The organism is Mesorhizobium sp. M1A.F.Ca.IN.020.04.1.1, from assembly GCF_003997315.1.
In the GTDB taxonomy this organism is placed as follows: domain Bacteria; phylum Pseudomonadota; class Alphaproteobacteria; order Rhizobiales; family Rhizobiaceae; genus Mesorhizobium.
Genome location: NZ_RZSN01000154.1, coordinates 1 through 14,169, shown reverse-complemented (window position 1 = coordinate 14,169; position 14,169 = coordinate 1). Strand labels below are relative to the sequence as shown.

The 14,169-nt window shown below is 65.9% G+C and carries 9 protein-coding genes; 6 read left to right on the top strand and 3 right to left on the bottom strand.

What is annotated here, in order from left to right; all coding sequences use genetic code 11:
* Positions 1 to 327: HAD-IA family hydrolase (locus EOA49_RS24695; RefSeq protein ID WP_127243405.1), on the top strand; the 327-nt coding region annotated here is incomplete at its 5' end.
* Positions 328 to 429: 102 nt separating this feature from the next.
* On the opposite strand, the gene EOA49_RS24690 is transcribed toward EOA49_RS24695, so the two are convergent.
* The gene (locus EOA49_RS24690) at positions 430 to 639 is read right to left on the bottom strand and encodes a DUF1674 domain-containing protein (protein ID WP_067324941.1); all 210 of its coding nucleotides are present in this window, start codon (positions 637 to 639) and stop codon (positions 430 to 432) included.
* A gap of 105 nt (positions 640 to 744) precedes the next feature.
* Here EOA49_RS24690 and htpX point away from each other — a divergent pair, with 105 nt between their 5' ends.
* From htpX to purH, 4 genes are all read left to right on the top strand, one after another.
* Complete coding sequence (gene htpX / locus EOA49_RS24685) at positions 745 to 1,758, top strand: zinc metalloprotease HtpX (protein WP_127243404.1); 1,014 nt, start codon at positions 745 to 747, stop codon at positions 1,756 to 1,758.
* Positions 1,749 to 3,134: an RsmB/NOP family class I SAM-dependent RNA methyltransferase gene (locus EOA49_RS24680; RefSeq protein WP_245460784.1), complete on the top strand. Its 1,386-nt coding sequence runs from the start codon at positions 1,749 to 1,751 to the stop codon at positions 3,132 to 3,134. The genes htpX and EOA49_RS24680 overlap by 10 nt, the downstream gene beginning before the upstream one ends.
* A 147-nt stretch (positions 3,135 to 3,281) precedes the next feature.
* A complete protein-coding gene (locus EOA49_RS24675; protein ID WP_127243402.1) occupies positions 3,282 to 5,006 on the top strand; it encodes a heparinase II/III family protein in 1,725 nt (574 codons plus the stop codon).
* Between the two features lie 96 nt (positions 5,007 to 5,102).
* Positions 5,103 to 6,719, top strand: a complete 1,617-nt coding sequence (gene purH / locus EOA49_RS24670) for a bifunctional phosphoribosylaminoimidazolecarboxamide formyltransferase/IMP cyclohydrolase (RefSeq protein WP_127239472.1) — start codon at positions 5,103 to 5,105, stop codon at positions 6,717 to 6,719.
* Between the two features lie 177 nt (positions 6,720 to 6,896).
* On the opposite strand, the gene EOA49_RS24665 is transcribed toward purH, so the two are convergent.
* Both EOA49_RS24665 and EOA49_RS24660 read right to left on the bottom strand, forming a co-directional pair.
* The gene (locus EOA49_RS24665; RefSeq protein ID WP_127239473.1) at positions 6,897 to 8,273 is read right to left on the bottom strand and encodes an MFS transporter; all 1,377 of its coding nucleotides are present in this window, start codon (positions 8,271 to 8,273) and stop codon (positions 6,897 to 6,899) included.
* A 247-nt stretch (positions 8,274 to 8,520) separates the two neighbouring features.
* On the bottom strand, positions 8,521 to 13,317 hold the full coding sequence (locus tag EOA49_RS24660) for an NAD-glutamate dehydrogenase (protein WP_127239474.1): 4,797 nt from the start codon (positions 13,315 to 13,317) through the stop codon (positions 8,521 to 8,523).
* Between the two features lie 125 nt (positions 13,318 to 13,442).
* Here EOA49_RS24660 and EOA49_RS24655 point away from each other — a divergent pair, with 125 nt between their 5' ends.
* The gene (locus EOA49_RS24655) at positions 13,443 to 14,006 is read left to right on the top strand and encodes a peroxidase-related enzyme (RefSeq protein ID WP_127239475.1); all 564 of its coding nucleotides are present in this window, start codon (positions 13,443 to 13,445) and stop codon (positions 14,004 to 14,006) included.
* Positions 14,007 to 14,169: the final 163 nt, after the last annotated feature.

The window sequence follows — 14,169 nt, the reverse complement described above, 5'->3', positions numbered from 1 at the left end:
CTGCTGCGTATGGCGGCGGCCGGCATTCCGGTGCCCGCCATCATGGTCTCGGCCGAGGACGTCACCCGCGGCAAGCCGGCGCCCGACTGTTTTCTTTTGGCGGCAAAGCGTCTCGGCGTCGAGGCGCGCGATTGCCTCGTCTTCGAGGATGCCCCGGCCGGCATCGCCGCGGGCGAAGCCTCCGGCGCCTCGGTGATGGTGATCAGCGCCACGCATGTCCATCCGGTCGTGACGCAGCACGCCAGCATCGCCACCTACGATGCGCTCGGCGTCGCCACTGACGACAATGGCTGGATGATCATCGAGCCGCAGCGCGACGCGGCCTGATGCATGTCGCGGTGTGCAGCGGTTTTGCGAAGACGACAGCACGAACAATGACTTAAAGCGCGTCGCCTGAATCCGCTTCAGCGCGACGCGCCTTGAGTGTCATTAAAAATCAGTGGCCAGACCCTTCACCTCCCAGTCGCCGTAGCGCCCGGGTTCCTTGCCGCCGCGTCCGCCGAACTCTTTCGGCAGGCGGGCTTCCGCCTCGCGGTATGCCTTCCGCCTGGCTTCCGCTTCCGCCAATGCGCGTTGCGCCTCAGGCGACAGCGTCCTTTGCGGCTTGGCGCCTTCGGTTTTGTTGGGTTGATCGGTCATGCGATGCTTCCTGCCGATTGAAACGGGGACCAGCCTTTCCCATCATATAGCCATGACAATGGCAGGATCGACCCCTATTCGCCACCACGCCAGACGGAAGAGACGATGAATACGCTTCGCACCGCCATGCTCCTTGCTGCGATGACCGCGCTGTTCATGGGCGTCGGCTTTCTGATCGGCGGCACCGGCGGCATGGTGATCGCCTTGCTGTTGGCCGCCGGCATGAACCTGTTCAGCTACTGGAATGCCGACAAGATGGTGCTGTCGATGAACCGCGCCATCGAGGTCGACGAGAGGAACGCTCCCGAATATTATGCGATCGTTGAGGCGCTGGCCAAGCAGGCCGGCCTGCCGATGCCGAAGACGTATCTGATCGACAGTCCGCAGCCGAACGCCTTCGCCACTGGCCGCAATCCCGAAAACGCCGCTGTAGCCGCATCGACCGGCTTGCTGGAGCGGCTCAGCCACGAAGAGGTCGCGGCGGTGATGGCGCATGAACTCGCCCATGTGCAGCATCGCGACACGCTTACCATGACGATTGTCGCGACGCTTGCCGGCGCGATCTCGATGCTCGGCAATTTCGCCTTCTTCTTCGGCGGCAGCCGCGAAAACAACAATCCGCTGGGCTTCGTCGGCGTGCTTGTCGCCATGCTCGTTGCGCCCTTTGCCGCCATGATCGTGCAAATGGCGGTGAGCCGCACCCGCGAATACGAGGCCGACCGGCGCGGCGCCGAAATTTGCGGAAATCCGTTGTGGCTCGCCTCGGCGCTCGACAAGATCGCGCGCGGCGCCGAGCGCATTCCCAATCCGGATGCCGAGCGAAATCCGGCGATGGCACATCTGTTCATCATCAATCCGTTGCACGGTGAGCGCATGGACAATCTGTTCTCGACCCACCCGAGCACAGAGAACCGCATCGCCGCCCTGCAGCAGATGGCGCGCGAGATGAGCGGTGCCGCCCAAGCCGCGCGGCGCGAAGCCCCTGCGCCAGGCCAGCCGGACGAGCCGCAGGCAGGACCATGGAGCCAGCCGGCCGAGCCGGAGCGGCCGAAGCCCAATCCCTGGGGTCGCAACCCGACCGGCCCCCGCGGCAAAGGATCCAAAGGTCCGTGGTCGTGAGCGGAGCGAAGCGCCGACCGCAAACCCAAGGCAGAGGTGACGCAAGTGCGAGCGAAACGGTCGCCGGCCTCGCGGCGCGCAAGGCGGCCGCCCGCCTGCTTGCCGCCGTCATCGATGCCCATACCCCGCTCGACGGCCTGACCGACAATGAGCACGGCCACCCGCAATACAAGGCGCTCGACCAGCGCGACCGCGCATTGGTGCGCGCCATTCTGGTCACGGCGCTGCGCCACCGCATGACCATTGCCGGACTGCTCGCAAGGCGTCTGGAAAGGCCGTTGCCGGCCAACGCCACCGTGCTCTCGCACATCCTGCACGTGGCTGCGGCGCAGATCCTGTTTCTCGACATCCCCGACAGCGCCGCCGTCGACCTTGCCGTCACCCACGCCAAGTCCGACCCACGCACGCTGCGTTTCTCCGGTCTCGTCAACGGCGTGCTGCGCTCGCTGGCGCGTGCCAAGGGCGCCGAGCTGGCGCCGACGCTCGCCGCGACGACCGAGGCGCCCCAGTGGTTCGCAGACCGACTGGCCACAGCCTATGGCGCCGCCAGGGCGGAGGCCATTCTTGCTGCCCATCGCCATGAGGCTCCGGTCGATTTCACCGTTAAAACCGACCCTTCGCTCTGGGCGGAGAAGCTGGGCGGCATCGTGCTGCCGACCGGCACGGTGCGCGTCGAGAAGCTGCAGACCGGCGTCACCGATCTGCCCGGCTTCGCCGACGGCGCCTGGTGGGTGCAGGATGCGGCGGCAGCCCTGCCCGCGCGCCTTTTCGGCGCCATCGAGGGACAACGCATCGCCGATCTTTGCGCCGCGCCAGGCGGCAAGACGGCCCAGCTGATCCTCGCCGGCGCGAACGTCACCGCCGTCGACAGTTCAAAGAACCGGCTGGCCAGGCTGGGTGAGAACCTAAAACGCCTCGGCCTTTCGGCCGAACTGGCGAACACCGACCTGCTCGACTACCGGCCGGCGGAGCCGTTCGACGCCGTGCTGCTCGACGCGCCCTGCTCCTCGACCGGCACTGTGCGCCGGCATCCCGACGTGCCGTGGACCAAAACCATGGCCGATGTCGAGAAGCTCGCCACGCTGCAGCGGCGCCTGCTCGCTCACGCCGCCACTCTCGTCAAACCGGGCGGACGGCTCGTCTTTTCCAATTGCTCGCTCGACCCGATCGAGGGCGAGGAGCTTTATCGCGTCTTCCTTGCCGGAACTCGCGGCGTGATCGCCGATCCGATCCAAGCGGGTGAATTCGCCGGCCTCGATCCCTTCCTCACGCCCGATGGCACGCTGCGCACCCCCCCCGCCGATTTGGTGCTGAATTCACCGGGGGTTTCGGGGCTCGACGGCTTCTTTGCCGCCCGGATGAGAAGGACGATTTAGGACGTTATTGCATAAATCTTGCCGACTTTTTTAGCGATGCCCAGGTCATGGCCGCGTGAAGGGGTTCACTTCGTGGAATCCGCCTTCGCATAAGTTCTTGAATCATATAAGCTTGTGCTTAGGGGCTGACGACTATCAGGAGGGGTTTTGGCACTTGCTGCCGGCAGCACGACGCGTCTTTGGACGCTTGTCGCGAGGGAGTTCTGGCGCAAAACGCGCCGGCGCCTTCGTGCCGGTCCTATCTATCGCTGGCGTTATTCCGGCCGCACGCCCGAGCGCGTCCTCATCGCGCCGCCAGATCTGAGGCTTGCCGACCCGCAGATCGCGCTCGAAATCTACTATGGCCGCTATCCGCTGTCCGGCCACATGGTCGAGACCGGCGGCAAATCGCCTTTCCAGATCAATGTGCCCAACCGCGGCTGGCAAAAGTCGCTGCACGGCTTCCGCTGGCTGCGCCATATGCGCGCCGCAGGCACCGAGCTCGCCGCCGCCAACGCTCGCGCCCTGGTCTCGGACTGGATCGTCATGCACGGCAACCAGATATCGGGCGTTGCCTGGGAGCCTGGCACGACAGCCAAGCGGGTGATTGCCTGGCTCCAGCATTCCTCGGTCGTGCTGCAAGGCGCCGAATTCCCGTTCTACCGCGCCTTCCTCAAATCGCTCGCCATGCAGATCCGCTATCTCAGATCGATGGCGCGCGAGATGCCGGACGGCAAGGACAGGCTGCGCGCTCGCATCGCGCTCGCCTTCTCCACCCTGTCGCTGCCCGCGCCGGCCTCGGCGCTGCGCGCCGCCACGCGCAACCTGGCCGAGGAGCTCGACCACCAGATCCTGCCGGACGGCGGTCACATCTCGCGCAACCCGATGACGGTGCTGGAATTGCTGGCCGACCTTCTGCCGTTGCGCCAGACCTATGCCAACCAGGCCGAGGCGCCGCCGCCGGCGCTGATCAATGCCATCGACCGCATGCTGCCGGCGCTGCGCTTCTTCCGCCACCAGGACGGCAGCCTTGCCCGCTTCAACGGCATGGGCGCCACCATCCACGATCGCATTGCCACCATCCTGCGTCATGATGACACGGTCGGCGCGCCGCTGCTGCACGCGCCCCATTCCGGCTATGAGCGCCTGTCGATGGGCGGCGTCACGGTGATTGCCGACACCGGCCTGCCGCCGCCTGTCGACATCTCCAACGCGGCGCATGCCGGCTGCCTCGCCTTCGAGCTTTCCTCCGGGCGCCAGCATTTCATCGTCAACGCAGGCATCGACACTTATGGCGCCGCCGAATTCCGGCCGCTCGCCCGCGCCACCGCCGCGCATTCGACCGCCACCGTCAACGACACGTCCTCGGCGCGCTTCAGTCACTCGTTGCGGGTCAGCGACCTACTCGGCTCGCCGCTGATCGGCGGCCCGCAGCACGTGCCCTGCAAGCGCATCGACCAGAAGGGTGTGCAGGGCTTTGTCGCGCGCCACGACGGCTATGCCGCGCGCTTCGGCTTGCTGCACGAGCGGGAGGTGAAGCTGGCGGAGAACGGCAATGTGCTGACCGGCCGCGACCGCTTCCTTCGCCCCGGAGGTGCGGCGATCCGCAACAATGGCCGCGACTTCGTCACCGTGCGCTTCCATATCCATCCCGACATCGGCCTGCTGCACGACGAGCAGGGCCGCCTGACCCTGGCGGCCTCCCAGGGCGACACCTGGGTGTTCACTTGTGCCGAAGTGGCGCCGGAAATCGAGGAATCGATCTATTTCGCCGGGCTCGGCGGACCGCGCCGCAGCCGGCAGATCGTGCTTGCCTTCAAGGCCTCGGAGATCGCCGAGGTGCACTGGCACCTGACGCGCGCCGCCGTCGCCGGCTATCCCGAGAACAACTGATTCGCGGCCGAGGAACCCGAGTTGCGCGCTTGATTTCCGAGCCTCATATGCTACGGCCCGCGAACGTTCCCAACCAGCCTTGAAAGGCCGCCAGCCATGGCCGTCCCCGCCAAGAACATTCCGGCGCCCGACCTCGTTCCGATTCGCCGCGCGCTGCTTTCCGTTTTCGACAAGACCGGTTTGATCGACTTTGCCAAAGCCCTTGCCGCCGCCGGCGTCGAGCTGGTCTCCACCGGCGGCACCGCGAAGGAGGTCGCCGGGGCCGGCCTTGCCGTGCGCGATGTTTCGGAGCTGACCGGCTTTCCCGAGATCATGGACGGCCGCGTCAAGACCTTGCATCCCTCGGTGCATGGCGCCCTGCTCGGCGTGCGCGACGACCCCGAGCACGCGAAAGCGATGCACGACCACCACATCCAGCCGATCGACCTCGTCGTGTCCAACCTCTACCCGTTCGAGGAGGTCCGCCGCTCTGGCGCCGGCTACGCCTCGATCGTGGAAAACATCGACATCGGCGGCCCGGCGATGATCCGCGCCTCGGCCAAGAACCACGCCTATGTCGCCATCGTCACCGACCCTGCCGACTATGCCTCGGTGCTCAACGCGCTCGAGATGAATCTCGGCTCGCTGTCGCTCGATTTCCGCAAGAAGCTGGCGGCGAAGGCCTTTGCCCGCACCGCGACCTACGATGCGGCGATCTCCGGCTGGTTTGCCGACACGCTCGAAATCGAGCATCCGACCTGGCGGGCCTTTGGCGGCCGTCTGGACCAGGTGATGCGCTATGGCGAGAACCCGCATCAGGGCGCCGGCTTCTATCTCTCCGGCGACAAGCGCCCGGGCGTCGCGACCGCCAGGCAGCTGCAGGGCAAGCAGCTTTCCTACAACAACATCAACGATACCGACGCCGCCTTCGAGCTGGTCGGTGAATTCGATCCGACCCGGTCAGCGGCGATAGCCATCATCAAGCACGCCAACCCGTGTGGTGTGGCCGAGGGCGCGACGCTGAAGGCGGCTTACGCCAAGGCGCTGGCCTGCGATCCGGTCTCGGCCTATGGCGGCATCGTCGCCATGAACCGCATCCTCGACACCGAGGCAGCGGAAGAGATCGTGAAGACCTTCACCGAGGTCATCATCGCGCCCGATGCCACCGATGAGGCCGCGGCGATCATAGCGGCGAAGAAGAACTTGCGCCTTCTGGTCACCGGCGGCCTGCCCGACCCGCGCGCCGCCGGCACGGTCGCCAAATCGGTCGCCGGCGGGCTGTTGGTGCAAAGCCGGGACAATGCGGTGGTCGACGACCTCGAGCTCAAGGTGGTGACGAAACGCGCGCCGACTCCGGCCGAGATGGCCGACCTTAAATTTGCCTTCCGCGTCGCCAAGCACGTCAAGTCGAATGCCATCGTCTACGTCAAGGACGGCTCGACCGTCGGCATCGGCGCCGGCCAGATGAGCCGCGTCGATTCCTCGCGCATCGCCGCCCGCAAGGCGCTCGACGCTGCCGAGGCGGCTGGCCTTGCCGAGCCGCTGACCAGGGGTTCGGTCGTCGCTTCCGACGCCTTCTTCCCCTTCGCCGACGGCCTGCTGTCGGCCATCGAGGCCGGCGCCACGGCCGTGATCCAGCCCGGCGGCTCGATGCGCGACGAGGACGTGATCGCCGCCGCCGACGAGCACGGCATCGCCATGGTGTTCACCGGCGTGCGGCACTTCAGGCATTGAGGGCCCTTCTTCCCTTCTCCCCTTGTGGGAGAAGGTGGATCGGCGCTTAGCGCCGAGACGGATGAGGGGTGTTCCAGCTTGGCAATGCGCTTGAAATTGCCGCCGCCTCATTCCGTCCAGCACCCCTCATCCGTCGCCTTCGGCGACACCTTCTCCCACAAGGGGAGAAGGAGAGCGCTATTCCACCGGCTTGTCCGCCGGATATGGCGTCCTGACCAGGATTGCCATGCCGAGGCCGAGGAACAGCGCGATCACCGCCATGCCGAGCCGTGCCGAGCCGCTGGCCAGCGTGATCGTCGACACCAGGAACGGCGCCAGGAAGCTCGTTGCCCTGCCGGCCAGCGCGTAGATGCCGAAATAGCGGCCGGACTCGGCGGCCGTGACGCTGCGCGCCATGTAGGAGCGCGAGGAGGCCTGCACCGGCCCGAAGGCGAGCCCGATCAGCAGGCCGTAGAGGATGTAGGCCTTTTCGGCCGCGGTGCCGAAGAGGCCGCCGGAATCGGTGGTGGGCAGTTGTATTAGGCCGAGCAGCGTGAAGCCTGGCCCGGTCGACACGACGCCGATCGTAGCCAGCAAAAGCAGCATCAGCGCAATCATCACCACGGCCTTCGATCCGAGCGCGGTGTCGAGGCGCGCGGCGATCCAGCAGCCGAAGATCGCGACGACGTTGAGGATGATGCCGAACATGCCGATCTCGGTGATCGACCAGTTGAACATGCCGGCGGCAAAGGTGCCGCCGAGCGCCAGGAGCGCGTTGACGCCGTCCTGATAGATCATGCGGGCGACGAGGAAGCGGAAGATGCCGACGCGCTTGCGCACCTCGAAGAGCGTGGACTTCAATTCCGACAGGCCCTCCCGCACCGCCGGGCCCATTGAAAGCCCCTTGATGGCGTCCGGCGTGAAGATGAACATCGGCAGGATGAACAGGAAGTACCATCCGGCCGACATCGGCCCGGTGAAGCGCGCGTCCTCGCCGAGCTTAGGATCGAGCCCGAACAGCGGGTCGAGGCCGATGATCGTCTTGCCGGTTTCCAGATTGCCGGCCAGGAACAGCACCACGAAGATCAAGGCCACCATGCCGCCGAGATAGCCGAGCCCCCAGGCGATGTTGGAGATCTTGCCGATATCCTCCTTGGGCACCAGGCGCGGCATCATGGAATCGTTGAAGACGGTGGAGAATTCCGCGGCCACAGAGGCGAGCGAGAAGAGCAGCACGATCAGGAATAGGCTGGAGCCGGGCGCGGCGAACCAAAGCAGCGTAAGGCTGATGATCTTGACCGCCGCGAAGGAGGCGATCCATGGCTTGCGCGGCCCGGTCTGGTCGGCAATCGAGCCGAGCACCGGCGAAAGCACCGCGATGACGAGACCCGCGGCAGCGATGCCGTAACCCCAGGCAGCCTGCCCGGTTGTGGCGTCGCTCGCCATGCGCGAGACGAAGTATGGCCCGAAGATGAAGGTGGTGACGACGGTGAAGAAGGGTTGCGCCGCCCAGTCGAAGAACATCCAGCCCCAGATGCCGCGCCCCGTTGCCCGCTGCACTGCTACTTCGGCCATGTCCCCTCCGGCATCGTCCGCCCGCGACCCGCGCATGTCTGCATGTTTTCGGGCGGCGATGCAAATGAACAAGCACGGCGCCGCCGCTCAGTGGCTTGCGCGTTTCCACTCCGCGTCAGCGGGAACAAGAGCGCCGGCCGCGACCTCTTCCTTCTGGGGAAGTCGGACCTCAGGTCCGCATGGGGGTCGGCGCTGCCTCCCGACCCGCTGCTTCGCAGCGACCCTCCCCGCAAGGGGCAGGGTAAACCTACATCCCCGTCAGGTCGCTCATCAGGCCGGACGCCACTGACAGCCGAGACACGGTGATGTCGCCGCCTTCGGTCAGCGCCTGCAGCCGCTCGCGGATGCGCCCGACCTGCTCGCCGCCGGCTTCCAGCCAGGCCGCCACCGGATCCGCCGCCTTGCCGTGGCCGGTAAGCGCCGCCACCGCGATGCCGCGCCTTGCGGCGCCGATCGTGTCGGTCGCGCGCGACAGCGCGAGCTGGTCGTAATAGTCCGGCGGCATGATCGAGCGCGCGGCCTCTTCGACGCGAGGGATGCGAAAAGCGTCGCTGACGGCGAAGAAGGCCCTGGCGGCGCTGACGATGTCGGCATTGGCCGTGCGTGCGGTGAGCGCGATGTCCGGGATCAGGTCGCTCACCTCGGCCAGCGCCAGCTTTTCGGCAAGTTTGTCGGGCGCGCCGCCCTCAAACAGGTCATGGCGCCGCGCCTCGATCCGCTCGCGTGAGAAGGCCGGCAGCAGCGAGATGAGCTTTGGCTCCAAAGCCTTGCGCGCTTCCTGCAAGTCGGCGATACGCTGGCCGAGCGGTGCGGAGGATAGGTCGTTCTTCAGGTACCAGCCGCTGGTCATGAAGATGAGCCGGCTGACTGCCTGGTAGAGATCGAGCTGCGTCTGGCCGTCGATCTGGTTGTCGAGGGCATCGATCTCCTTGTAGAGCCAAGGCAGCGCGAAACCGTCGCGCACCAGGGCGAAAGTGCGCACGACGGCGCCCGCTGTGCGGCCCGTGGCTTCCTGCAGCCGGTTGACGAAAGACGGCCCGCCGCGGTTGACGAGATCGTTGGCGACGACGCGCGCGATGATCTCGCGCCGCAGCCGGTGGGCACGGATCTCGCCGGCGAATTTCTTCGCCATCCGCTCCGGGAAATAGCCCATCAGATCGCGGTCGAAATGCGGATCGTCCGGCACGTCGCTGGCGACGATGTCGGAGAAGAGCACGATCTTGGCATAGGCAAGCAGCACGCCGAGCTCGGCCCTGGTCAACGGCTCGCCGCGAGCCTCGCGCTCGGCAAGCGCCGCCGGCGAAGGCAGCGTCTCGACGGCGCGGTCGAGCAGGCCGCGCGCTTCGAGCGCCGTCATGAAGCGCGCCTGGTGCGCGATGTCGGCCAGCCCGCGCTTGCGCGCCAGCGACAGCGCCAGCGTCTGCTGGTAGTTGTTGGAAAGCACCAGCGTGCTCACCTCGTCGGTCATCTCGGCAAGCAGCTTGTTGCGCGCCGGCCGCGCCAGCGAGCCTTTGCGCATGGCGGACGCCAGCGCGATCTTGATGTTGACCTCGACGTCCGAGCAGTTGACGCCGCCCGAATTGTCAATGGCGTCGGAATTGCAGCGGCCGCCCTTCATGCCGAACTCGATTCGCGCCCGCTGCGTGACGCCGAGATTGGCGCCCTCGCCAATGACCTTGGCGCGCACGTCGAGCGCGGTGACTCGGATGGCGTCGTTGGCGCGGTCGCCGACATCGGCATTGGTCTCGCCGGAGCCCCGGACATAGGTGCCGATGCCGCCGAACCACAAAAGATCGACGGGCGCCTTGAGGATGGCGTTCATGATCTCGACCGGCGTTGCCGTGGTCTTGGCGAGGCCGATCGCAGCGGCCGCCGCCTGCGGCAGCGTTATCGACTTCAGGCTGCGCGAGACGATGACGCCGCCTTCCGACAGCTTTGACTTGTCATAGTCCTGCCACGACGAGCGCGGCAGCGCGAACATGCGCTGGCGCTCGGCCAGCGAGGCCGCCATGTCCGGGTCGGGGTCGATGAAGATGTCGCGGTGGTCGAAGGCGGCGATCAGCTTGGTTGCCGGTGACAGGAGCATGCCGTTGCCAAACACGTCGCCCGACATGTCGCCGACCCCGACGACCGTGAAGGGCTCGGTCTGGATGTCGCGGTTCATCTCGCGGAAATGCCGCTTCACCGCTTCCCAGGCGCCCTTGGCGGTGATGCCCATCTTCTTGTGGTCGTAGCCGGCCGAGCCGCCGCTGGCGAAGGCGTCGTCCAGCCAGAAATTGTGCGTCTCCGAAATGGCGTTGGCCGTATCGGAGAAGGTCGCCGTGCCCTTGTCGGCGGCAACGACGAAATAGGGATCATCCTGGTCGCGCCGCACCACGCCGGCCGGCGGGATGATGCCGTCGACACCGATATTGTCGGTGATCGAAAGCAGGCTGGAGACGAAATTCTTGTAGGCCGAAGTGCCGGCCTCGAAGATCGCGTCGCGGCCGGCGCTCATCGGCAGTTTCTTCGGATAGAAGCCGCCCTTCGCGCCGACCGGCACGATGACCGCGTTCTTGACCTGCTGCGCCTTGACCAGACCCAGCACCTCGGTGCGGTAGTCCTGGGCGCGGTCAGACCATCGCAGGCCGCCGCGCGCCACCGGGCCGAAGCGCAGATGAACGCCCTCGACCTCCGAGCCGTAGACGAAGATCTCGCGCCAGGGGCGGGGCGCCGGCAGCCCGTCGACCGCCTGCGAATCCAGCTTGATCGCCAGCGACTGTCCTTTGTCTTTCGTATCGGCAACGAAATGATTGGTGCGCAGCGAGGCTTCGATCAGGTTGAGATAACGACGGATGATGGTGTCGTCATCAATGTTGGGCACCTCTTCCAGCGCGTCCTTGATCTTGGCCTTGAGGTGCTTGGCGGCGACCACGCCGTCGGTCTCGGCCGTCGGGCCAAGGCGGGCAACGAACAGCTGATGCAGGCCGCGCGCGATCTCCGGATAGCGGTTGAGCGCGGCGGCGATGAAATCCTGGCTCTGCGGGATACCGGCCTGCTGCAAATAGCGGCCGTAGGCGCGCAGGATCGTGATTTCGCCCGACCAGAGACCCGCGGTCTGGGCAAGGCCGTTATAGCCGTCATTGTCGACGTCGCCGCGCCAGACCGACAGGAAGGCATCCTCGAACAGCGCACCGTCGCCGAGGTCGATCGGCTTGCCGTAGCTGTTCTCCAGCTCCATGTCGTGGATGAACACCATGCCGGAGGTTTCGTCGCCAACCTCGAAGGTGCGCTCGCTGATGACGCGGAAGCCGATATTCTCCAGCACCGGCACGCGCCGCGACAGCGCCACCGGGCTGCCGTGGTGATAGATCTTCAGCGCCGCCTGGTGCGGCTTCTGGTCGGCATGGCGGTAATAGTCGATGGCGATTGGATTGGCCGCATCGATCCTGGCGATGCGACCGGCGTCGGCCAGCGCCACGGCCGGCGAGAACGAATCGCGATAGCTTTCCGAAAAGCGCGAGGCAATTGCCGTGAGCGTTGCATCGGCGCCGGATTCCGACACTGCTTCGCGCAGCGCATCGTCCCAGGTGCGCACGATGTCGCGGATCGCTGCCTCGATCGTTGCCGGCTCGACCTTCGGCGTCTTGCCGCCGGAGCGGCCGATGATGAAATGCACGCGCGCCAGCCCGCCTTCCGGGAAGGCCGGATAATATGCCGACAGCCGGCCCTGAAATACTGTCTTCAGGTAGGTGCCGATCTTCTCGCGCACGACGCTGTCGTAGCGGTCGCGCGGCACGAAGACGAGAATCGAGACGAAGCGGTCGAACTGATCGACCCGCACCAGCGCCCTGACGCGCGGCCGTTCGATCAGTCCGAGGATGGCTTCGGCGTGCTTCCTGAGGATCGGCACCGGAACCTGAAACAGCTCGTCGCGCGGATAGCTCTCCAGCACGTTGATCAGCGCCTTGCCGGAATGGTCATGTGGATTGAAGCCGGACTTGGCGATGACCGTCTCGGCCTTCGAGCGCAGATAGGGGATCTTCATCACCGAACGCGTGTAGGCGGTCGAGGTGAACAGGCCTACGATGCGCAGCTCGCCTGAAAGCACGCCCTTGGCGGTGTAGGTTTTGACGCCGATATAGTCGAGATAGATGCGCCGGTGCACCAGGGACTTGGCATTGGCCTTGGTGACGATCAGCGGTTCCGGCCCATGCAGGAAGGCGCGGATCTCCGGCGTTGTCGACACCGCCTCGGTGCCGCGCCTGAGAACCAGGACGTCGGGATCCGCGAGGATGCCGAGGCCGGGTTTGTCGGCGCGCTCCAGCATGCCGCTCTTCTCGCCGCCGGTGTAGTTGAACTCGCGCATGCCGAGGAAGGTGAAATTGTCGTCTCGCAGCCATTCGAGGAAGGCGATCGCCTCGGTGACATGCGCCTTGTCGAGCGGCACCGGCGCGTAGCGGAATTCCGAGATGGCCTGATCGAGCCGGGCAAGCATCGGCTTCCAATCGGCGACGGCGGCGCGCACCTGGTCCAGCAGCTTCTTCAGGCGGCCGGCCAGGGCTTCGGCCTGATCGGCCGAAAGGCGGCCGATATGGACGTGGACGACGCTCAGCCGGTCATGGCTGGTTTCGCCCTTGACGGAGCCGCCGTCACCGAGGATCTCCTCGATGCCGCTCTTGCCGTGCCGGACGACGATGACGGGATGGGTGACCAAAAGCGGCTCGCCGGCGCTCTCGGTGATCTCGCCGAGGATGGAATCGAACAGGAACGGCATGTTGTCGTTGACGACGGTGATGACCGTCATCGGCCGGCCCTGGCGCGTCACGCCGGAATCCACGTCTATGGCAATGATGCAATCGCCCTTTCTGTGCCTGGCGACCGCCCGGCCGGCGAGATCGGCGGCGCGTTCGAGGTCGGCGACGTCATAGGCGGCGATGTCTTCGGCCGGCGTGCGGGCGAGGAGATAGTCGGCGAGCCTGCCGGGCTTTTCGCCTGCCCTTGCCGCGCCTCCTTTTGCCGGACTGGTTTTTTTCGGCTGGCTTGCGGTTTTCAGGCTGGCCATGATGTGAAGTCCCTCCCGTCACATGCTTTTGGGTCTATGGTAGCAGATGAGCGCTATTTGGCGACAAAGGTTTGACGACGCTTTAAGAAAATCGAACCGACGCTCACCCTGCGAGGAGAACGGATATGACCGACAGGATTACGGCGCTCGACCTGGCCCGGGCGGAGCTGAGCGAAGCGACGAAGGCTTATTTCGCCAAATGCGAGGAAAAGCTCGGCCTCGTGCCCAACGTGCTTCTGGCCTACGCCTTCGACGAGAAGAAGCTGCGCGCCTTCACCGACATGTACAACGACCTGATGCTGGGCGAGTCCGGCCTGTCGAAGCTGGAGCGCGAGATGATCGCGGTCGCCGTTTCCTCGATCAACCAGTGCTACTACTGCCTGACCGCGCATGGCGCGGCGGTGCGCCAGCTTTCCGGTGAGCCCGCGCTTGGCGAGATGATGGTGATGAATTTCCGCGCCGCCGGCCTGCCCGAGAGGGAGACGGCGATGCTGGAATTCGCGGTCAAGCTGACGGAGGAGCCGGCCAAGATCGTCGAGGCCGACCGCTCCGCGTTGCGACAGGTGGGCTTCAGTGATCGCGACATCTGGGACATCGCCTCGACTGCCGCCTTCTTCAACATGTCGAACCGGGTGGCCGCCGCGGTCGACATGAGACCGAACCCCGAATACCACGCCATGGCAAGGTGAGGCTCACCGGCCTCACATTAGCAACGTCGAATTTCTCGTTGCCCGCCCCGCCGTTTGGGTCGATGATCAACGATTGCGGCTAGCTCGCATATCAACGATTGCGGCGTAGCCGCATACCGCCAGGCGGCGCTGCCGCATCCCGGCTCGACGCTGCCGAAAAGGG

Coding starts and splice junctions, on each gene's coding strand:
- EOA49_RS24690 (WP_067324941.1), bottom strand. CDS start 639: ATGACCGATCAACCCAACAAAACCGAAGGCGCCAAGCCGCAAAGGACG.
- htpX (WP_127243404.1), top strand. CDS start 745: ATGAATACGCTTCGCACCGCCATGCTCCTTGCTGCGATGACCGCGCTG.
- purH (WP_127239472.1), top strand. CDS start 5,103: ATGGCCGTCCCCGCCAAGAACATTCCGGCGCCCGACCTCGTTCCGATT.
- EOA49_RS24665 (WP_127239473.1), bottom strand. CDS start 8,273: ATGGCCGAAGTAGCAGTGCAGCGGGCAACGGGGCGCGGCATCTGGGGC.
- EOA49_RS24660 (WP_127239474.1), bottom strand. CDS start 13,317: ATGGCCAGCCTGAAAACCGCAAGCCAGCCGAAAAAAACCAGTCCGGCA.
- EOA49_RS24655 (WP_127239475.1), top strand. CDS start 13,443: ATGACCGACAGGATTACGGCGCTCGACCTGGCCCGGGCGGAGCTGAGC.